Genomic DNA, 18,615 nt, shown 5'->3' with positions numbered 1-18,615 from the left:
CCTACTGGTTCAAACTCCGCCCCTGAATTCCCCTCGGCACCGCCATCACGGCGAGCATGGAGAAGACGCACAACACCGCGATGTACACGCCAATGTAGATCGCCTTGCCGGTCTGCTCCAGGATCATTTGGGAGATCATCGGGGCGAACGCGCCGCCAATGATGGAGCCAAGCGCGTAACTGATGTTCAGGCCAGAGAGACGCACAGATGCTGGGAAGATCTCAGCGTAAAGCGCCGACTGTGGCCCGTAAGTCACGCCGAGGAGAACCCCAAGCACGATGGTAGCCAGGGCAAAGAGGAAGATCTGGCCAGAGTCGACGAGCACCCACAGCGGCAGCGACCACAGAATGAGCGCCGCGTAGCCCCAAACGAAGATGGTTTTGCGACCGATGATGTCAGAGATGTGCCCGCTGATGAGCGTGGAGAAGAACCAGGCACCACTGCCAAGCAACATGATGCCCAGCACCGTCGGGCGCGGGAAGCCAAGCGTCTTCGATCCGTAGGAGACGAAGAACGCAATGAGCAGGTACCCGGCGGCGTTATTGCCTGCGAAAATCAAGGCGCACAGTCCGACCAGCTTGGAGTGACCGGCAAACAGATCCTTCAGCGGAGCGGAGGAACGCTCGCGCAGCTCCTCCATCTCCGTAAACACTGGCGACTCTTCAACGGATTTGCGAATGAAGAAGCCGACGAGAATGAGCACCAACGAGGACACAAACGGGATGCGCCACCCCCACGCCTCAAACTGCTCGGGCGACATCGCAGTAGTGAGCGTGAGCATCATGATCGTCGCCAGCATCATCCCTAGCGGCACTCCGAGCTGCGGGAACGCACCAAAGTAGCCACGCCGCAACACCGGCGCATGCTCCACGGCAATGAGCGCTGCACCGCCCCACTCCCCGCCGGCGGACATGCCCTGCATGATTCGTAGCAACACCAACAGGATTGGTGCGGCGATGCCCCATGCCGCGTAGTTTGGCAGCAGCCCCATCAGGAGAGTTGCCAACCCCATGCCGACGAGCGTGACCACCAGCACCGGCTTCCTACCAATGCGGTCACCGAGATGCCCCGCGAGAATCGCCCCGAGCGGACGGAACAGGAAGGAAATACCGAGCGAGGCCCAGGCAATAATCTGCGCGAGCCCCGGCGACTGGTCCGCGACCGGGCTGAAGAACTGCGTGGCAAAGATCAGGCCAGCAGCTTGCGCATAGATGAAGAAGTCGAACCACTCAATCGTGGTGCCAACCAGGGCTCCCCCAAGCACCCTTTTGTGTTCGTTAGTCAGTCGCTCTCGCTGTGTTGGCTGCTCTGTCTGCGTTACGTGCGGCGCGGAGCCGTCGTTCCCGGTCGAAGTTGCCACTGAAAGTCTCCTCGTCTTCCCGGCGTCGTGCTGAAAAACTCACACCCGTCGGGCGCTCATCATGTTATAGCACGAATGCCTCACATACGTTGACAGATGAGAGCTACAGCACGCGCTTTCCGACGCAACAAAAACGCCCACCCGCCAGCAACGGCGAGGTGGGCTTAACTGCGTCCTACCCAGTCCCCTAGATCCCCAGCACCGACTTCGCAATCAGGAAGTAGATGATCAGGCCGGTCGCATCCACCAACGTGGTGATGAACGGGTTTGCAAACACAGCCGGGTCAATGCACAGCTTCTTGCCTATCAACGGCATCACACCGCCCACGGTTGCGGCGACGGTACAGATACTCACCAAGGTCAGGCCGATGACGGTACCGATGTCCCACCCGTACACAAAACCCGCGATGAGGAAGCCGAGGCTGCCAAGCAGTACACCAAGCAGGATGCCCACTCGGGCTTCGCGGAAGACGACTTTGAGTACGTCGCCAGGGCGGACGTCGCCAAGCGCAAGCGCGCGCGTGACCGTGGTGGCGGCCTGGTTGCCCGTGTTGCCACCGGTACCGATCAGCAGCGGCACGAACAGCGACAGTACGACCATGGTGGCCAGGGTGTCCTCGAAGCGCTCGAGAACCTGGACGGTCAGCGTCGCGCCGACGGCGAGCACGAGCAGCCACACCACGCGCGATTTCACGATCTCAAACACCGGAGTAGCCAGGTACGGGCGGCGCAGCGGCTCGGAACCACCCATACGCGCCTGGTCCTCGGAGTCGGCTTCCTCGAGGATGCGCAGCGCATCGTCGACGGTGAGCAGACCAACGAGCCGGTCCTCGGTATCCACGATCGGCAGTGCCAGCCGCTTGCGGTCCGCGCAACGACGCGCCGCTTCCTCCGCCGCCTCGTGCGCAACCGCAAGGTCAGGTTCCTGCATCAAGGTGGAAACCTCGGCCCGGCCATCGGCGCGCAGGAGATCACGGAGGCTGACCACACCGGCCAGGCGGCGATCCTCTTCCACCACGGGCAGGGTGTAAATCGACTCAGCGTCGTCGAGATGCTTGTGGATCTCTGCAATTGCCGCCGAGACCCGCATCGTCGGACGCAGAATAATCAGCTCCGGGCTCATGCGGCGGCCGATGGAATCCTCCGGGTAACCCAGCACAATGCCGGTCAGCTCCCGTTCGCCTTCCGACAAGTTGGCTACGAGGCGGGAGGCTACGGAGGCCGGCAGCTCGTCGAGAAGCTCGGCACGGTCATCGGGCTCCATGCCTTCGAAGACCTCGGCCACCCCGGGCACGCGCAGGCCGGAGACGAGGTCGGCCTGCACCGCAGGGTCGAGCTCGTCGAAGGTGGTGACCGCTACGTCCTTCGGCAGCGTGCGATAGAACAAGGCGCGCTGCTGCAGGCCCATGCGCGCCATGAGCCCAGAAGCTTCCTTCGGGGTGATGTCGGCCAGCAGGCTGGACAGCTCGGCGACATCCTTACTTCGCAGCGCCGCCTCTACATCACGCTCGAATGCCACATCGATCATTTCCGCCACCACCAGCCCTTCTCCTGCGCCACGATTGCATTCCGGACTCTAGCACGGCGGGCGCTAAGCAGGAGCTTTTCGCTTGGCGACGGGGGCGGGGTGGGCCCGCTGCGGCCGCACCAATCCGACTCTCCCACTGAGCGTTTACACCGAAGAGTAGGGCGTCCAAACTTCCCATCTATCACATTCGGTGGACAGTAATGATCTGCACCACTAGCCTTATTCTACGTGTTCTATTTCACGTTCAGTTTGTGATCCGGAAGGAGACAGAGTGACAAGCAGCAATAACGGCCTTCCGCTCGAAGGCGTCAAGATTCTCGATTTCACGTGGAGCGTTGCCGGGCCCACGATGACGCGATACCTCGCTGGGCTGGGTGCGCAGATCTTCAAAGTTGAATGGCCCAAAGGCCCCGATCCGATGCGCACTGCCATGTACCGGTCCGATACGGACGAAAAGAACCTAAACAATGGCGCCTTCTTTTCAAACCTCAATGTTGGAAAGAAGTCACTGACCATAAATGTGAAGGATCCGGATGGTCTGCAGGTTATTAAGGACCTTATCGCTCAAGTCGATGCTGTCACTGAATCGTTTTCTGCGAGCGTCATGGAGCGCTGGGGGCTTGGGTTCGACGCCATGAGAGAGATCAACCCACAAATCGTTTACGTTTCAGTCTCCGGATTTGGTCACTCCGGGCCACATGCGGACAAAAACACTTGGGGCCCCACCGCCCAGGCGATGAGCGGTATGACAGCCGCAGTCGGTGTCCCAGGTCGGGATCCCGCCGGTTGGGGATACTCCTATCTTGATGTGTGCGCAGGATATATGGGTGCAATCGCGGCAGAGGCAGCAATCCTCCAAGCTCGCGAGACCGGAGTCGGCCAGCACGTCGACCTTTCACAAGTTGAAACCGGCCTTGCTCTTGTCGGACCGATGTTGAGTGAGTTTCTTTCTCACGGCACACGCCCGCCGCGTGGTTACCCAGGCGGTAATACAAGTACAGATCCGTCTGGCGACGATGTCGGGTTCCGTGGCGACCAGTCTCCGGTGAGCGACATCTTCCCTACCAAGGGAGACGGGCCCAATGATTATGTCGCCATCACGGTCGAGAATGATGACCACTGGGCGTCTCTTCGTCGTGTGTTTACCCAACTTCCAGACTTAGGCTTTGATGAGCTTGGGGAAGCGCAACATTCGATTAAAGAGCACCTCACCTCTTATTTGAGCAATATGTCGAAATATGAGGCCGCCGACCTTTTGGCTTCTGAAGGGGTTCCAGCCGCCCCACTGCAAGGAGGCGCTGACCGTGTGGACCGTGATCCGCAGCTTAAGGACCGCGGTCTCTTGGAAGAACGGAATCACCCCAGACTTGGAAAGCACGGAGTCCAGTCGCTTCCCTTCAGGTTCGTGCTCCAAGACGAAAAGTGGCAATTCCCCGATCAATTCCCGGTTCTCGGCGAGGATACGCATGACATCCTCTCCTCCGTTCTGGGTTTGGACCAGGAAGCACTCGACAAGCTCGACCGCGATGGGGTTCTGTGGCCGGAAGGTGTTCCCCATGAAGTCTCGATTGCAAACTCACTCTGGTAGGAAGGATATTTATCTTGCATCCCAATAACCTGAGCAGCGCACTCAAAGGAGTCAAGGTCCTCTACCTTGGCGACCAATTCAGCAGTTACACCGCTCGGCTCCTCCATGATTTAGGCGCAAGCGTCACCAAACTCGTGTCGGACTCCTATGTCCCGGCCGCACACGAGAAACACTATCTCGCCGGCATCGCAGTCGAGCAAGGCGAGGCCACACCTTCCCGCATCGCAAGTGCTGATGTCATCATCAACTCGCCAACTTCGGGACAGGGGTGGCCAGTACTTAATGCGGAAGCCATCAAGGAAGCGCATCAACAGAACCCGCGGCAAGTGATTGCGACGATCACTCCGTACGGAATGACTGGCCCCTGGGCGGGACGACCCGCTTCTGATCTGACGCTTCTTGCAGCAGGCGGTTTCCTCGGTTCGTGCGGATACGACGACGGAGAGGAAGCGGGCATGCCCGTTGCACCAACGGGAGGGCAGGCGAACCATGTCGCCGGCATGTTGGCAACCATCGCAATCCTCGCCCAGTTGTCGAAGCTACAAGCAAATGATGACACGGTCTCCGAACCGCTGGACATCTCCGTGCAGCATGCGCTCTCAGTCTCCACCGAAATGGCTATTCCATACTGGGATTACACCGGCCGCGAAGTTGAACGCCACACAGGACGCCACGCTATGCCCGTAAAAACTGCAAAGTGGCAGCACAAAGCTGCCGACGGCAAGTTTTTCCTTGCGCTTCCGCTGTATGTGGATGACAAGCGTTATGCCACGTTCCGCCAGTGGATGCGCGACGAAGGGTTCGCTTCAGTCGTTGAATCCGATGACTTAGCTGAGGAGTCCTACAGAAACCAGCACCAGCCGGAGATGGTGGACCAGTTCTCTGAGCTTGTCCGCAATAGAAACACTGGTTGGCTTTTCACCGAGGGACAACGGCGGCGACTCCCCTGGGCTCCCATCAATACGGCAGATGAATGCATCCAAGACTCACACTTCACGGATGCACGCACAACGATCGAAGAAATTGATGGCATTCGTCGTGCCAGGTCACCATTTCTGATTCAGAGCGCACAGGGCGCGCAAGGCTCACGCACCGAACCCGATGACAAGGAGAAGTAGCAAGATGACTCAATTCAAAGCTGAAATCGTCGGAGTCGGCCAGACTGCATACACGCGCGGTACGGAGAATACCGAGTCCGAACAGGTTATTCACGCTGCCCTTGAGGCCTGTAAGGACGCGGGTCTTGAGTCAAGCGCGGTCGACGGAATCGTGATGGCCTGGAACGATATCCCTTCCAACGAAGACTTCATCAATGCTCTCGGGATCACTGATCTCCGCTACCATTCCCACGTTCATATCGGCGGCGCTTCGGCTGCCGCTGCAGTAGGTCAGGCAGCAGCTGCTGTTACCTGCGGGATGGCAGACAATGTTCTGGTGACATTGGGGTGGAACGCGTACTCAGGAAAGCACAGTTTCAGCTCCGCTGACCAGACCGAGTCCGCAATTTATGTTCCAGGACTAAAAATCCGGCAAAACTTGGAAATGCCGCTTGGTATCTTTGCGCCGATGCAGTGGTACAGCTTCCACGCGAACCGCTGGATGCATGAATACAACATCGACCCTGCCGGAATGCGAACCGTCTCCCTCACCACGCGACGTCACGCAAACCTCAACCCAGCTGCATACTTCCATTCTCGGACTCTGACCGAAGAGGACTACGACTCATCCAAGACTCTTGTGGAGCCGTTCCATCTCTTCGACATTTCATTGGAAACAGACGGTGCCGCCGCAGTCCTCGTAAGCCGAAGCAGCAACCACGACAAGGGAGTTTCTATCCTCTCCTCGACTGAGGGGCATGCCAACTACCCCGACGATATTCTCGGCCGACGAGACATCTTGAACATGGGGATCACCAAGGCCGGGCCACGTGCGTTGGAGCTTGCCGGTGTGACAACGGATGATATTGACTTTGCGCAGTTGTATGACTGCTTCACCTTCATCGTGCTCCGGCAACTGGAAGAGCTTGGCTTCTGCGAACGCGGCGAATCGCCCGACTTTGTAGCAGATGGCCGTATCGGTCTCGGCGGAGAATTACCTGTGAACACCCATGGTGGTCTCCTCTCTGAAGCCCATGTCGCAGGAATGAACCACATCGTTGAGGCGGTCCGCCAACTCAGGGACGACTGCGGTGAGCGACAAGTGGAAAACGCTGAAGTCGGACTCGTCACCGGCTACGGCGATTTTGGTGACGGATCCGCGCTCGTGCTGGCGAAAAACTAAAAACTAGGAACCATAGGAGAGACAGACATGACACAAGAATTGACTGATGCTTCGGACCTGGTGCCCATGCCGCAAGCCGCGTCGGACCCCCTGTACGAGAAGTTCTTCGACGGCTTGAAGCAGAAGACCCTGTGGACCCGTCGATGTGCTCAGTGCGGCACATGGCAGTGGCCACCACAAACATTCTGCTTCCACTGTCAAGGTAAGGATTTCGAATGGCACGAGTTGCCAACCTCGGGTGAGGTGTATTCGTACTCCGTCATGTACAGGGCTTTCGACCGTTACCACGCCGATAAGCTCCCCTACGGCGTAGTGATCGTCAAACTCGGTGAAATTCATATCACCGGTAGATTCCTCGGCGACCCGGAGGACATACACTGTGGGCTTACTGTTGAAGCAGCGTGGGACGAGCTTGCAGTTGCTGGAAGCAGTCCAGCATTCCAGGCTGTTTCCTAGCGTCTTGTCCGTTGGGGGCGCTGCCCCGCTTGGCGACGGGGCGCTCCTCCTGCACCCCCGCCAAAGTGGTGCAACAATACTTTTATGGACACTAACACAATTGCAGTCATCGGCTATGGCACGATCGGCGAGTCCTTCGCCCAGCTGTACGCCGAGCACGGATACACCGTCAAAGTTTCCGACATCCGCGACGACATCGATGAACTGATCGCCGCCACCAACGCCCGCCTTGGCGAGGACTCCCCCGCCATCGCCAAGGCGGACTCTGTTGCCGAGGCCGTCGAAGACGCGTTCCTCGTTCAGGAGAACGGGCCGGAGCGCCTCGACTTCAAGCAGCAGATGGTCGGCGAGATTTTCGCCGCAAACCCGGAGGCGCTCGTCGCGTCGTCCTCCTCTGCGCTGCTGCCGACAGACATCGCTAAGGATCTTCCGGACGAGCAAGCAGCCCGCCTGCTCATCGCGCACCCCTTCAACCCGCCTCGCCTACTCCCGCTGATCGAGCTGGTGCCAGGCGAGCGCACCGCGAAGGAGTCCATGGACACCGTCCGCGCCTTCTACGAGAAGTTGGGCAAAGTGCCCGTCACGCTCAACCGGGAAATTGAGGGCTACATTGCCAACCGCCTCCAGAAACGCGTACTTGATGAAGCCGTCTACCTACTCAACGAGGGAATCGCATCTGCAGCAGACATTGACGCGGCGATGAAGAACTCGCTGGGCATCCGGTGGTCCGTGGTCGGCCCGCTCGAGGCGTTGAACCAGACCACACCACGCGGGTTCGCGGCAACGCTCGAGTTTGTGAAGCCGTCTTTCCAGGGCATCCCAGACATTCCAGCGATCGACTACACCGGTGAGGAGGCTAAGGCCGCGGCGGCGAAGGTTGCCAAAGACTTCGGTGAAACCGCGTCGCCGGAGTCCCTCGCCCACCGCGACGAGTACCTCGAGCGCGTGGCGAAAGCGCTCGAGGGGCGGTAGTTAAACCGCACGAAAGGGACAACAAGCGCTGGGCAGACACTCTCTGATTGTCTGTCCAGAGCAGAGCCTGAGGTCCGCTCTGACTTCAGGGTCACGTTAATTAGACCTTTGAGCCGTCTTGGTCACGGAACTTAAGCAAGAAAGACGCAAATATTGCCCCTGCAATGTTGTGCCAAATCGTAGCAACGGCAGCCGGAAGAGCAGCCAACGGGCCAAACGACAGGCTCGATAAGGTCGCTGCTAAACCAGCATTCTGCATGCCAACTTCAATCGCAATTGAGCGTCGTTCACGCTCCTGTAACCCTGCCAGTTTCGCGGCGAGGAAGCCAAGACAAAAACCCAATGCGTTGTGGATCATTACCGCAATCACCACGATCAAACCGGATTGAAGAATCGTGTCGGAGGAGCCGGACATAATGCCGGCAATAACTACAGCAAGAGCTGCAGCTGATAACCAAGGAACAACCGGAGCAAGTCTTTCCACAACCTGGCGTAACACCAGTTGAACCACTACTCCAAGAAACACAGGGACAAGGACCATCTTCAGAATCTGAGTGACCATCGCCCCTGCATCTACCTCGACACGACTACCAACAAGCCACAGCACAAGGACGGGGCTCAGCAACGGAGCCAGGATCGTAGACACAGACGTTGCCGCGACCGACAGCGCCACATTTCCGCCAGCCAAATATGCGACAATATTGGATGATGCCCCTCCAGGTACAGAGCCCAGCACCACTAATCCTGCTACCAGTAATGGCTCGAGATTCAGACATATCGCGATGGCATAGCCAAGCAGCGGCATGATCAAATACTGAGCTACCACCGCAATAAGTACTGAATACGGAGCAGACTTTAGAACTCTTAGATCTTCCACTTTCAGTGACAGTCCCATCAGGAACATCACAACCCCTAACAGCTCAGGGATGTGCGGAGCTACGGGACTCACTGAATTGGGCCATATGACTCCGATCGCCCCGAAGACGACGATCATCAGAGGAAAGCCAATTACGGCGATGGATGTGCTTGTACTTTGTTGTTTTCCGGGTTCGGTGTTTGTCACGCTTCGCGTTCGGCTCTTCTCATGCAAGCGGCCGGATGCTGTTCTCTCCTGCGGGGTCATAGTCAGTTCCCTCCCACTTCAGAGGAGTTCACGATCACTCCTTTTTTCAGGATGATGTTTGCATATTGCGCAGTCTCACTGGTCATGATCGTCGTATGAGAGTGACTAGCGCGTCCGTAAAACTCAAATCGCTCTAGTAAGGTTGCCTCTGCAGGTTCATGCCTACCAATTATCTCGCCATACGCCTGCCAAATATCCGGGGCTGTGTCTCCCGCAACGGGCTCCATCAACGCATACTGCCATTCGTGATAGCGATCCAGAGGAAAGTACTTCATGACAGCCTCTAGAAGGTCGCATATCCGATGCCCATCCGCTCGAATGATCTGGCCACCCGCTCCCGAAAGCGGGTAGTGAGCGTCCGCAATGGTTATCTCGTCACCATGCCCCATCTCTGCCAATACCTTCAAAAGGTCAGGAGACAAGATCGGTGGAATCCCCTTAAGCATCGGTAGACTCCTTTTCCTGGGCCTGTAGATCGACGCCGTGGCGCATCGAATAGACTCCGAAAGCACCGACAATCAAGAAGCAGACCAAGACAAAAACGAAAGCAAACTGCGGGTTTGTAGCGTCTTGCAAGCGTCCATGGACCAAAGGTGCAATGGCACCGCCCACGATGGCCATAACCAAGCCCGAGGATGCAAACTTGGTGTCTTTGCCGACACCGGTAAGAGCAACTCCGTAAATTGTCGGGAAAAGAAGCGAGATGCATCCAGAGAGTGCTGCAATACAGAGGGCACCGACGACATTCCCTAGGAGAACTCCAACCAGGGAGAACACCACCCCAGCGCCGCACATAATGGTCAAAAGCAAACGGCCGTCAAACTTGCCCATGAGCCACACCATCACAAATCGCATGAGCAAGAAGGAGATCAGCGATAACTGCAGCCACCAGCCTGCCTCTGATTTTGAAGCTCCCAGCGTGTATTGCACATAAAATGGCAAGAACGTCCAAATACAGGTCTGCGCTGCGATATTGAAGAACTGTGCGACAACGCCAAAACTGTACGTCTTATTCCGGATCAAGCGTCCGAAGACCCCAGGCTCAACTCCTGAGAAATCGGTCTCCTCCATTCGCTGGTTTTTAGGGATTTTGACCACAGCGATCGCTATCGCGAGGCTCAAATACAGAATGCCGAGAATGATGTACGGGACCATCACTTTTTCGAGCTCGCTGGAGGTTTGAGCAAGCAACTCCTCCTCGCTCATCCCCTGCTTCGTCACAGCCTCGGAGATATGAGGGGCGACCAAGAGTGTTGCCATTAGGACGCCAATGTTCGAACCGATTGGATTAAATGCTTGTGCAAAGTTCAATCGACGCGTTGCATTGTGCTCTGGTCCAAGCGACATTACAAAAGGGTTCGCTGAGGTTTCAACAATCGATAGACCGCCTGCCAAGACAAATAGAGCAAGTAGGAACGTACCAAATGTCATTAGTTCCGCTGCGGGAAAGAACAGGAAGGCGCCGGCTGCGGCTAGTGACATTCCAATAACTACGCCACCTTTGAAACCAAACTTGGAGTTAATGATTGCAGCAGGAATCGCCAGGAGGAAGTACGCACCGAAGTAGGAAAATTGCACCAACGCTGCCTGAAATGCACTCATGTCGAAAACTGAGCTGAAAACGTTGACCATCGGCGCAGTGAGGTCAGTGGATATTCCCCAAGCCGCAAAACACGCAACAATCAGGGCAAAGGGTAGAAGTAGGCCGGGATAGACAAAACCGCCGCTCGCACCATCTTGATCCGATTTATTTGAGGCTACATCAGACATTTCCGTCACCCTTCTGTCCAGAGAACTCATACTGCTTGACTGCTTCCAATTTCATCTGACAACTATTTCCCGGCGAGCGCGGTGCGACGTAGTTGCCGTTTTTGATTACCACCGGGTCAATAAAGTGCTCATGTTGGTTATCGACGTACTCGATCATTCGGTTCTCTCTTGTGCCGGAGATGGCAACAAAATCAAACATTGCGAAGTGCTGAACTGCCTCGCAGAGCCCAACACCACCAGCGTGAGGGCAGACAGGCGTATCGAACTTTTTCGCCAAGAGATACTGAACAATCAGCTCCTGCGGGCCGGCAACTCGTACTGCATCAACTTGCATGACCCCAAACGCCTCTGCCTGAAGAAACTGTTTATAGAGAGTTCTGCTTTGCATCTGCTCTCCTGTCGCTACAGGGATCGGCGCAATAGCCTTAGCGATGGCGGCATGACCGAGCACGTCATCTGGACTCGTAGGTTCTTCGACCCATGTCAAGTCAAACTCGTGGAACTTATTGATCCACTCAATGGCTTCGGGAACATCCCAAACCTGATTGGCATCGACGGCGAGTTCTACGCTGGGATCGATGGCCTTACGCACCAAGGACAAGCGACGAAGGTCGTCGTCCAGGTTCTGACCGACCTTGAGCTTGATAAGCGAGAATCCCATTTCCTCCGTTTCCCGCTTAGCAAGACTGAGCATCTTTTCGTCGCTGTACCCGAGCCACCCAGCGGCGGTCGAATACCCTGGATAACCTTCCTCGAGCAGCTGCTGAATTCGAGTCTCCTTGCCTTCTTGGCCTTGCCGCAGGATTTCCAAGGCCTCCTCAGGAGTAAGAGCATCGGAGAGGTAACGGAAATCCAGCGTTTCCACTAGCTCTTCTGGCTCCATTTCTGCCAGAAGCAGCCACAATGGCTTGTTTGCCCTTTTTGCCTTCAGATCCCAAAAGGCGGAGAGTATCGCACCAATCGCCATGTGGGCAACACCTTTTTCCGGCCCCAACCAGCGGATTTGAGAATCATAAACAAGTTCCTTCCAAGCACTGCCCATATTCTCCAGGTATGGCTCGATCTCCTTGCCTAGAAACCGCTCAGCCAGTGTGTCAATAGCTTTGACAATGATGTCGTTGCCCCTTCCAATGGAAAAGACGAATCCGACACCTACTTCTCCCGCGTCTGTGTGCAATTCCAAATATGCGGATGAGTAGTCCGGATCTGGATTCATAGCGTCAGATCCCGAAAGAGTTGCCGAAGTCGGAAATCTGAAATCATACGTCTTTAGGTCAGTAATGCGACTCATCGAACGAGGCCTCCGTGTGGTTTTGACAACGCACTAGTTCCATACGGCAGAACATTGTTCTGTCGTTATGGAGAATGTAGTACCGATCACGCCAATACGCAAGGGGTAATTCATGCCACATATTGTTTTATGGCATCACGTTCCCAAATTCGCTACTACCTGCGCATTTTGTACACTTGCAGCTGTGAATAAATCTCTGACCGCAGCTGATAAGACACTTATCGTCCTCGAAGCAGCCATCGCGCATCCACGATTTACCGATGTAGTAAATGCCACCGGCTTCCCGAAGGCCACCGTGCACCGCCTAATCCAAACGCTCCTGGACTACGAGTACATCGGACAAAGCGAAGTCGGCGATTATTTCCCTGGTCCCGCCTTGCTAAAGCTAGGTGGCACGGCGCTCAACAGTATCGACATCTCCCAAGCTGCCGAACCGCACCTACGACGCCTAGTGGACCGCACGGGCCTTACGGTGCACTTTGGCGGGTTAGTAAAAACCGAAGCGATTTACCTTTCCAAGATTGAGGGAGTGGCACCGTATCATATCCCCTCAGGTGTTGGACAATCTCTGATGCTGCATACCACTGCGATCGGAAAGTCGATACTCGCTTTTCTACCCACGAACGATGTCGCAGAAGTAGCAGTAGCTGCCGGTTTACCGGCAAGGACGCCGAATTCAATTACCTCGCTCGCAGAGCTACAGCAAGAGCTTAAGTGCATAAAGAGCAAGGGATACTGCTTCGATAACGAAGAAAATGTCCCTGGAATCCGCTGCATTGGGGCCCCGGTTAAAGCACGAGACGGACATGTCAAATACGCAATCTCGATGACAGCCTTGGCGATGGAAAAAAGCATCGCCGACCTTGAGGAATACGCATCACTCGTCTTGGAGGCTGCAGACGGAGTATCTCACGCTATCGGCGCTTCATAGCCCGCTCCGCAAAACCTAGCTCTATTCTTGGGCATAAATCACTTATTTTTTTAAAAGGGGTTTACATCACGTAGATCTACGCTAAAGTTGACGCCACATGGAACCTAGTTCCATGTGGCGTCAACTTTGCTTACCGGAGGTAACGAGTAAATGGAGCTCAACCTAGACCGAAAGGTAGTCGCTGTTACTGGCGGCAAGAAGGGAATTGGCAAAGGCATCGTTCTTTCCTTAGCCAAGGAAGGTGCAATTCCCGTAGTTATAGACAGGAATCCAATTGATGAGGACTTCGAGTCCGCTCTCCGCGCTGCGTGTGAAGATTTTTCGTACTTCACCATTGATCTCCGCGACACCGACAAAATCCAAGGTGTCGTTGATGAAGTCATCGGCAAATACGGTTCCCTATATGGAGTGGTAAATAATGCCGGCGCGAATGACAACCTGGGCCTAGAAGACACGCCATGGGAGCAGTTCGAGGAGTCGCTGCACGCAAATTTGTCTCATTATTACGAGCTGGTGCGAGCTGCTCTTCCCCATTTGAAGAAATCTTCAGGCTCGATTCTGAACATTGGATCCAAGACTGCGCTAACCGGACAGGGCCATACTTCCGCATATGCGGCTGCGAAAGGTGCCATCCTGGGCTTAACTCGAGAATGGGCAGCTGCACTTGCAAAGGATAATGTGCGAAGCAATGCGATCATTGTCGCTGAAGCCTGGACACCGCTCTATGAGAAATGGATCACTAGCTTTGGCGACGAAGACGCCCAAAGAGCGCGACTCAACGAGATCACCCAGAATATCCCGCTCGGAGCGCGGATGACTTCTGTGGAGGAGATTGCTGACACTGCAGTCTTCGTGCTCTCACCGCGTTCGTCGCACACAACCGGCCAATGGATTCATGTCGATGGCGGGTATGTTCACCTAGACCGTGCCCTACAGCAATAGGGAGATCGAGAATTGAGCACCCTTGACATTATCGACAGTCACTTTCACCAGTGGAATCTAGAGCAACAAACGCTGCCATGGCTAGAAGCTGAGCCCGCGGCCCTCAAGCGCTCTTTCTCTGTTCATGAATTGATGCACCAATATGAGCAGATCGACGACGTACGCCTGGTGGGGCTAGTCCACATCGAGGCTGACTGCGAAGATCCTCACGAGGAGCACCAACTAGTACGCCAACTAAAGACATGTGTTCCCACTTTTGGCATAGTCAGCAGGGCTCAGCTCTCTGCTGAGATGGACATACTCGCTGATTCCAATGGTGTCCGCGAAGTTCTCCACACCCCGTCAGCAAAACCAGGGCGCTGCCTCGAGGAAAGCTTCCTTGCAGGATTAGAGTTGCTCTCTAATCACGGTTTGCCATTCGATGCTGTAGTTCGGCCGCAAGAAATCCCTCACATTGCCAAAGCCTCCAGGCTGGTGTCGGACGCCTCAATTATTCTCAACCATGTCGGCAATATCGCCACCCTCAGCTCGGAAAGCATGCAAAACCTTCGCGAGTTCGCGGATACGCCAAATACCTTTTGCAAGTTGTCCGGCATTCCCGTTGATGAACCCGATCTCGCTCAAGAGATTCTGCAGTTTGTCAAAAATACCTTCGGTACTGATCGTTTATTGTTTGCTTCAAATTGGCCGGTAGGAGGAGTGAGGGAAGCAGTCACTCAGCAAGTACAGCTTGTGCGGAATGTCTTTGGGGATGATCCAGCAGTGTTCAAAAACAATGCATCCGCCATTTATCATTTAGGAGTATAAGAAATGCAATCTGGAATTTATTGTCCTTCCATCACACCGCTAACTGCAGACGGAGAGTTCGACTTTGCCGCCTGGGAAGCACACCTTGACAATCTTACTCAGGCTGGAGTCAATGGAATTCTAATTTTCGGAAGTATTGGAGAGTTTTATAGCTTCTCCTCCGAAGAAAAAATCGAGGCGACCAAGTTTGCAAAATCATGCCTCGGCGATCGTACCCAGCTCCTTGTCGGTACTGGAACCAATAGCTTAGATGAAACCACTCAGCTGACGAGAAAAGCACGAGCTGCTGGTGCCGACGGCGCAGTTGTGGTTAGTCCATACTATTTTGGGCCCACGGAAGAGCAGGCCGAGCAGTATTTCACAGAGCTCGCTCGTGCCACTGATACACCACTAATCCTGTACAACTTTCCTGACCGCACGGGAACCGACCTGAGCCCCTCATTGGTCGGGCGACTGAGCTCTGCGAACCCGAACATTGTCGGATTGAAGGACACGGTCGACTCTATCGCTCATAATCGACAAGAGATTAAAGCGACCGGCGATAACTTCGCAGTGCTTTCTGGCTTCGACGAATACTACATCTCGAACCGCATTGCCGGAGGCGCAGGAGTTCTAAGCGGACTCACGAACGTAGTACCTGAGACTTTTGTGAAAATGCATCGCTCCTATGAAGACCAAGATTACGGTACTGCTTTGAATTGTGCCTCTGCAATTTCTCGTCTGATGGCAGTCTACGAAGTCGGAAACTGGTTTATCCCCACAATTCAATACGCTACTCGGGTAAAGACCGCGCTCAATTTCGAAGTAGGTACCCGAGCCCACCACATTCCGCTATCAGATAGCGAGAAGCAATTGATTGAAACTCTCGTATCTGAAATCTAACTACCCAGAAAGGGCCATCATGAGCATCCAAAACTACATCGGTGGAGAGTTCTCCTCTGTCGAAAAGCAGATCCCTGTTCGCAACCCTTCCAATGGAGTGCTTCTCGGTGAAGCCCCAGATTCCGAAGAACACGTAGTCTCCCTTGCAATTGAAGCTGCAAAGCAGGCGCAGCCGGACTGGGCGAAGCGCACCATGATTGATCGTGCCGGATTCCTAGTTAAGCTTGCGTCACTGATCCGTAGAGACGCAGAATCACTTGCCAAGTACCTCGTTGAGGAACAAGGTAAAACACAGACCCTTGCAGCTACCGAGGTCGGTTTTTCGGCTGACTACCTTGACTACATGGCGGGCTTCGCGCGTCAGTTGGAGGGCGAAGTACTGCCATCAGATCGTCCCAACGAAGTCATTACTTTGACGTATAAACCCGTTGGCGTAGTGGGAGCAATCCTTCCTTGGAACTTCCCGTTCTTTTTGATTGTAAGAAAGCTTGCCCCCGCATTGCTCACCGGAAATACGGTTGTGATGAAGCCGAGTGAAGAGACTCCCCTCAACGCAGCTGCATTCTGCGCGCTTGTTGAAGAAGCAGGATTACCAGCTGGTGTCTTCAACATGGTTTTTGGGACTGGTGCAACTGTAGGCGCTGCGATCACATCATCTCCAGATGTGAATCTGATTTCGATGACAGGGTCTGTCAATACCGGTAAAAAGATCATGGCGGCTGCCGCATCGAATCTCACACGAGTAAACCTCGAATTAGGCGGAAAAGCTCCTGCAATTGTTCTCGAAGACGCTGATTTGGATCTAGCAGCAGACGCGATCTGGAATTCGCGGGTCATCAATACCGGTCAAGTGTGTAACTGCGCTGAAGTCGTCCTAGTCCAAAGAGACGTACACAAGGAATTCGTCTCGAAGCTGGTGGATAAATTCAATTCCACGAAGTATGGAGACACCAGTACAGATGCTGATCTTGACATGGGCCCATTGATTAACTCAGCTGCGCTTTCTAGGGTTGAAAAATTCGTCGAAGAAGCAGTTCAGGAAGGCGCCGATGTTCTTTGCGGCGGCGAACGCGATCAGACACTCCCCGAAGGCTACTTCTTCAAACCAACGATTCTTGACAACGTCAAGAAAGGAAGTGCGATTACCCGACAGGAAGTGTTTGGTCCGGTACTGCCAATTGTCGTCGTAGACGACCTCGATGAAGCACTGGAATTCGCCAACACATCCGACTACGGATTAACTTCCTCGGTCTATACTGAAAACCTGCATCACGCGATGAAAGCGGCGCGAGAGCTACAGTACGGAGAGACGTACATTAACCGCGAGAATTTCGAAGCGATGCAGGGATTTCATGCGGGCCGTAGAAATTCCGGAATCGGGGGAGCGGATGGCAAGCATGGCCTCCTAGAATACGTGGAAACTCACGTTGTCTACACCGAATCGAAGTTGTAGCCCCCACACCTCCGGCAGTAACTCGGACCTCTCCCCGCGGCCGTAATCACCAGCGCGTCGCGGGCACGAGAGACGGCGACGTAGGGCAAAGAACGCTCCTGCTGCAGCGCGGCCGCTTGGTCGGCTTCGGACAGCCCGGCCAGACGGAAGCGCTGCGGCAGGATATCGCGGCCCCGCCCATCAAGATGATGTGGGGTAAACTCCATACCCTGCGCACCGTGCATGGTCATCACTGCCACTTACTCCCCTGACGCTTGGGCTGCTTCTTTGGTTTGGGCGGCGTCGAATTCCTGATCCGGGGTGTCGCGAAGCACAAGTTGGGGCCGCGGTCCGCTGCGGGCGGAGCGGTAGCCGAAGGTGGTGGGGAATCTGGGATCTGAGGGGGCACGGCCGTTTAATGCACAAGCAAAACCACGGCACACGGGCTCAACACCCGTATGCCGCGGCTCAAGCTCGGCAGACTAGCTTGTGACTAGCTCTTGTCCAGTGCGAAGTTGTAGGTCACCTCGTCCAGACCAGACTCGCCCGGGGTCGGATCAAGGATCAGCTCCGGCTTCACAGCGGTTGCCACATCGTTCTCGACGTAGTCGCCACCACGGAAGTACAGCTGGGTAGTGATCTCACGGAAACCAGGCTGCTTCACACGCAGGTGCAGGTGCGCCGGACGCCACGGGTGACCACCGTAAGACGCGATGAACCAACCAGTCGGGCCGTCGTGCGGAATCATGTACGGAGCAGGCTTCACAGTAGTGATCTCGTACTCGCCATTCTCGTTGGTCACGATCGTGCCGCGCAGGTTCCACTCCGGAATCCCCGGCGCGTACTGGGAGTAGTAGCCCTCCTCATCCGCGTGCCACAGCTCCACGGTCGCGCCACCGAGGCCGTTGCCGTCGATGTCGGTGACCTGGCCCTTGAAGATCAGCTGCTCGGACTGCTTATCGGACTCACGCATCGGCATGGTGGTCTTCCACGGCAGCTCCGGTGCATCCGGCACGTAGTACGGGCCCTCAATCGAGCCCTTGGTGCCGGTGTAGTCGTGACGGTTGTAGTTGATCTCCTCAATCTCGTGCTCAACGAACACATCCAGCCACAGCGGCCACTCGCCGTACTCGCCGACCTTGATCATCCAGTCCTTGAGCACGCGGTACTCGTCGTACGTCACCTGGTGCTTGTGCGCGACATCAGCAATCGCCTTGAGCAGATGAGGTTACCCTCGTTTAGTGGACACCCAA

Annotated in this window: 17 protein-coding genes and 1 pseudogene; 10 read left to right on the top strand and 8 right to left on the bottom strand. The window is 55.4% G+C overall.

The features are described from left to right. Position 1: 1 nt before the first annotated feature. Together HMPREF2990_RS01760 and mgtE are read right to left on the bottom strand one after the other, a co-directional pair. On the bottom strand, positions 2 to 1,360 hold the full coding sequence (locus tag HMPREF2990_RS01760; RefSeq protein WP_070762424.1) for an MFS transporter: 1,359 nt from the start codon (positions 1,358 to 1,360) through the stop codon (positions 2 to 4). Between the two features lie 187 nt (positions 1,361 to 1,547). Next, complete coding sequence (mgtE, locus tag HMPREF2990_RS01755) at positions 1,548 to 2,888, bottom strand: magnesium transporter (RefSeq protein WP_070762495.1); 1,341 nt, start codon at positions 2,886 to 2,888, stop codon at positions 1,548 to 1,550. 271 nt (positions 2,889 to 3,159) lie between these two features. Here mgtE and HMPREF2990_RS01750 point away from each other — a divergent pair, with 271 nt between their 5' ends. The 5 genes from HMPREF2990_RS01750 to HMPREF2990_RS01730 all read left to right on the top strand — a co-directional run bounded on the left by HMPREF2990_RS01750 (position 3,160) and on the right by HMPREF2990_RS01730 (position 8,184). Next, on the top strand, positions 3,160 to 4,476 hold the full coding sequence (locus HMPREF2990_RS01750; protein WP_070762422.1) for a CaiB/BaiF CoA transferase family protein: 1,317 nt from the start codon (positions 3,160 to 3,162) through the stop codon (positions 4,474 to 4,476). A 14-nt stretch (positions 4,477 to 4,490) separates the two neighbouring features. Further along, entirely contained in the window at positions 4,491 to 5,594 is a 1,104-nt protein-coding gene (locus HMPREF2990_RS01745; protein WP_070762420.1) for a CoA transferase, read from the top strand. Between the two features lie 4 nt (positions 5,595 to 5,598). Further along, entirely contained in the window at positions 5,599 to 6,756 is a 1,158-nt protein-coding gene (locus HMPREF2990_RS01740) for a thiolase C-terminal domain-containing protein (protein ID WP_070762418.1), read from the top strand. A gap of 27 nt (positions 6,757 to 6,783) precedes the next feature. After that, positions 6,784 to 7,212: a Zn-ribbon domain-containing OB-fold protein gene (locus HMPREF2990_RS01735; protein WP_070762416.1), complete on the top strand. Its 429-nt coding sequence runs from the start codon at positions 6,784 to 6,786 to the stop codon at positions 7,210 to 7,212. 84 nt (positions 7,213 to 7,296) lie between these two features. Further along, positions 7,297 to 8,184 carry a 3-hydroxyacyl-CoA dehydrogenase NAD-binding domain-containing protein gene (locus HMPREF2990_RS01730; protein WP_070762414.1) on the top strand — a complete coding sequence of 296 codons (888 nt, stop codon included), beginning with the start codon at positions 7,297 to 7,299 and terminating at the stop codon, positions 8,182 to 8,184. Positions 8,185 to 8,284: 100 nt separating this feature from the next. Here HMPREF2990_RS01730 and HMPREF2990_RS01725 read toward each other — a convergent pair whose 3' ends face one another. The 4 genes from HMPREF2990_RS01725 to HMPREF2990_RS01710 are packed head-to-tail and all read right to left on the bottom strand — an operon-like array spanning position 8,285 to position 12,368. Then, positions 8,285 to 9,307 carry a bile acid:sodium symporter family protein gene (locus tag HMPREF2990_RS01725; protein ID WP_083316937.1) on the bottom strand — a complete coding sequence of 341 codons (1,023 nt, stop codon included), beginning with the start codon at positions 9,305 to 9,307 and terminating at the stop codon, positions 8,285 to 8,287. Between the two features lie 2 nt (positions 9,308 to 9,309). Continuing rightward, the gene (locus tag HMPREF2990_RS01720) at positions 9,310 to 9,753 is read right to left on the bottom strand and encodes an RbsD/FucU family protein (RefSeq protein WP_038593292.1); all 444 of its coding nucleotides are present in this window, start codon (positions 9,751 to 9,753) and stop codon (positions 9,310 to 9,312) included. Further along, positions 9,746 to 11,077, bottom strand: coding sequence for an L-fucose:H+ symporter permease (fucP, locus tag HMPREF2990_RS01715; RefSeq protein WP_070762412.1), 1,332 nt, complete (start codon positions 11,075 to 11,077; stop codon positions 9,746 to 9,748). The genes HMPREF2990_RS01720 and fucP overlap by 8 nt, the downstream gene beginning before the upstream one ends. Continuing rightward, positions 11,070 to 12,368, bottom strand: coding sequence for an enolase C-terminal domain-like protein (locus HMPREF2990_RS01710; protein WP_070762410.1), 1,299 nt, complete (start codon positions 12,366 to 12,368; stop codon positions 11,070 to 11,072). The genes fucP and HMPREF2990_RS01710 overlap by 8 nt, the downstream gene beginning before the upstream one ends. Before the next feature lie 184 nt (positions 12,369 to 12,552). Here HMPREF2990_RS01710 and HMPREF2990_RS01705 point away from each other — a divergent pair, with 184 nt between their 5' ends. From HMPREF2990_RS01705 to aldA, 5 genes are all read left to right on the top strand, one after another. Further along, entirely contained in the window at positions 12,553 to 13,299 is a 747-nt protein-coding gene (locus HMPREF2990_RS01705; RefSeq protein ID WP_070762408.1) for an IclR family transcriptional regulator, read from the top strand. Between the two features lie 150 nt (positions 13,300 to 13,449). Then, on the top strand, positions 13,450 to 14,241 hold the full coding sequence (locus HMPREF2990_RS01700) for an SDR family oxidoreductase (protein ID WP_038593301.1): 792 nt from the start codon (positions 13,450 to 13,452) through the stop codon (positions 14,239 to 14,241). Between the two features lie 12 nt (positions 14,242 to 14,253). Next, a complete protein-coding gene (locus tag HMPREF2990_RS01695; RefSeq protein ID WP_038593303.1) occupies positions 14,254 to 15,048 on the top strand; it encodes an amidohydrolase family protein in 795 nt (264 codons plus the stop codon). Between the two features lie 3 nt (positions 15,049 to 15,051). Further along, positions 15,052 to 15,930: a dihydrodipicolinate synthase family protein gene (locus tag HMPREF2990_RS01690; RefSeq protein WP_070762406.1), complete on the top strand. Its 879-nt coding sequence runs from the start codon at positions 15,052 to 15,054 to the stop codon at positions 15,928 to 15,930. 19 nt (positions 15,931 to 15,949) lie between these two features. Continuing rightward, a complete protein-coding gene (gene aldA / locus HMPREF2990_RS01685) occupies positions 15,950 to 17,383 on the top strand; it encodes an aldehyde dehydrogenase (RefSeq protein ID WP_070762405.1) in 1,434 nt (477 codons plus the stop codon). Here aldA and HMPREF2990_RS01680 read toward each other — a convergent pair. Both HMPREF2990_RS01680 and catA read right to left on the bottom strand, forming a co-directional pair. Beyond that, positions 17,362 to 17,613: a 3'-5' exonuclease gene (locus HMPREF2990_RS01680; protein WP_070762403.1), complete on the bottom strand. Its 252-nt coding sequence runs from the start codon at positions 17,611 to 17,613 to the stop codon at positions 17,362 to 17,364. The two genes, aldA and HMPREF2990_RS01680, sit on opposite strands and share 22 nt — an antisense overlap. A 242-nt stretch (positions 17,614 to 17,855) precedes the next feature. Next, positions 17,856 to 18,584, bottom strand: a pseudogene (gene catA, locus HMPREF2990_RS01675) (catechol 1,2-dioxygenase); the annotation flags it as partial. Positions 18,585 to 18,615 lie beyond the last annotated feature (31 nt).

This window comes from Corynebacterium sp. HMSC071B10, assembly GCF_001814825.1.
In the GTDB taxonomy this organism is placed as follows: Bacteria; Actinomycetota; Actinomycetes; order Mycobacteriales; family Mycobacteriaceae; genus Corynebacterium.
This window is presented reverse-complemented; position numbering and strand designations above follow the sequence as displayed.

Bases quoted from the DNA above. Each gene is read 5' to 3' on its own strand.
- HMPREF2990_RS01740 (WP_070762418.1), top strand. From the start codon at position 5,599: ATGACTCAATTCAAAGCTGAAATCGTCGGAGTCGGCCAGACTGCATAC.
- HMPREF2990_RS01725 (WP_083316937.1), bottom strand. From the start codon at position 9,307: ATGACCCCGCAGGAGAGAACAGCATCCGGCCGCTTGCATGAGAAGAGC.
- HMPREF2990_RS01710 (WP_070762410.1), bottom strand. From the start codon at position 12,368: ATGAGTCGCATTACTGACCTAAAGACGTATGATTTCAGATTTCCGACT.
- fucP (WP_070762412.1), bottom strand. From the start codon at position 11,077: ATGTCTGATGTAGCCTCAAATAAATCGGATCAAGATGGTGCGAGCGGC.
- HMPREF2990_RS01680 (WP_070762403.1), bottom strand. From the start codon at position 17,613: ATGACCATGCACGGTGCGCAGGGTATGGAGTTTACCCCACATCATCTT.
- HMPREF2990_RS01720 (WP_038593292.1), bottom strand. From the start codon at position 9,753: ATGCTTAAGGGGATTCCACCGATCTTGTCTCCTGACCTTTTGAAGGTA.
- HMPREF2990_RS01735 (WP_070762416.1), top strand. From the start codon at position 6,784: ATGACACAAGAATTGACTGATGCTTCGGACCTGGTGCCCATGCCGCAA.
- HMPREF2990_RS01730 (WP_070762414.1), top strand. From the start codon at position 7,297: ATGGACACTAACACAATTGCAGTCATCGGCTATGGCACGATCGGCGAG.
- HMPREF2990_RS01690 (WP_070762406.1), top strand. From the start codon at position 15,052: ATGCAATCTGGAATTTATTGTCCTTCCATCACACCGCTAACTGCAGAC.
- aldA (WP_070762405.1), top strand. From the start codon at position 15,950: ATGAGCATCCAAAACTACATCGGTGGAGAGTTCTCCTCTGTCGAAAAG.
- mgtE (WP_070762495.1), bottom strand. From the start codon at position 2,888: ATGATCGATGTGGCATTCGAGCGTGATGTAGAGGCGGCGCTGCGAAGT.
- HMPREF2990_RS01700 (WP_038593301.1), top strand. From the start codon at position 13,450: ATGGAGCTCAACCTAGACCGAAAGGTAGTCGCTGTTACTGGCGGCAAG.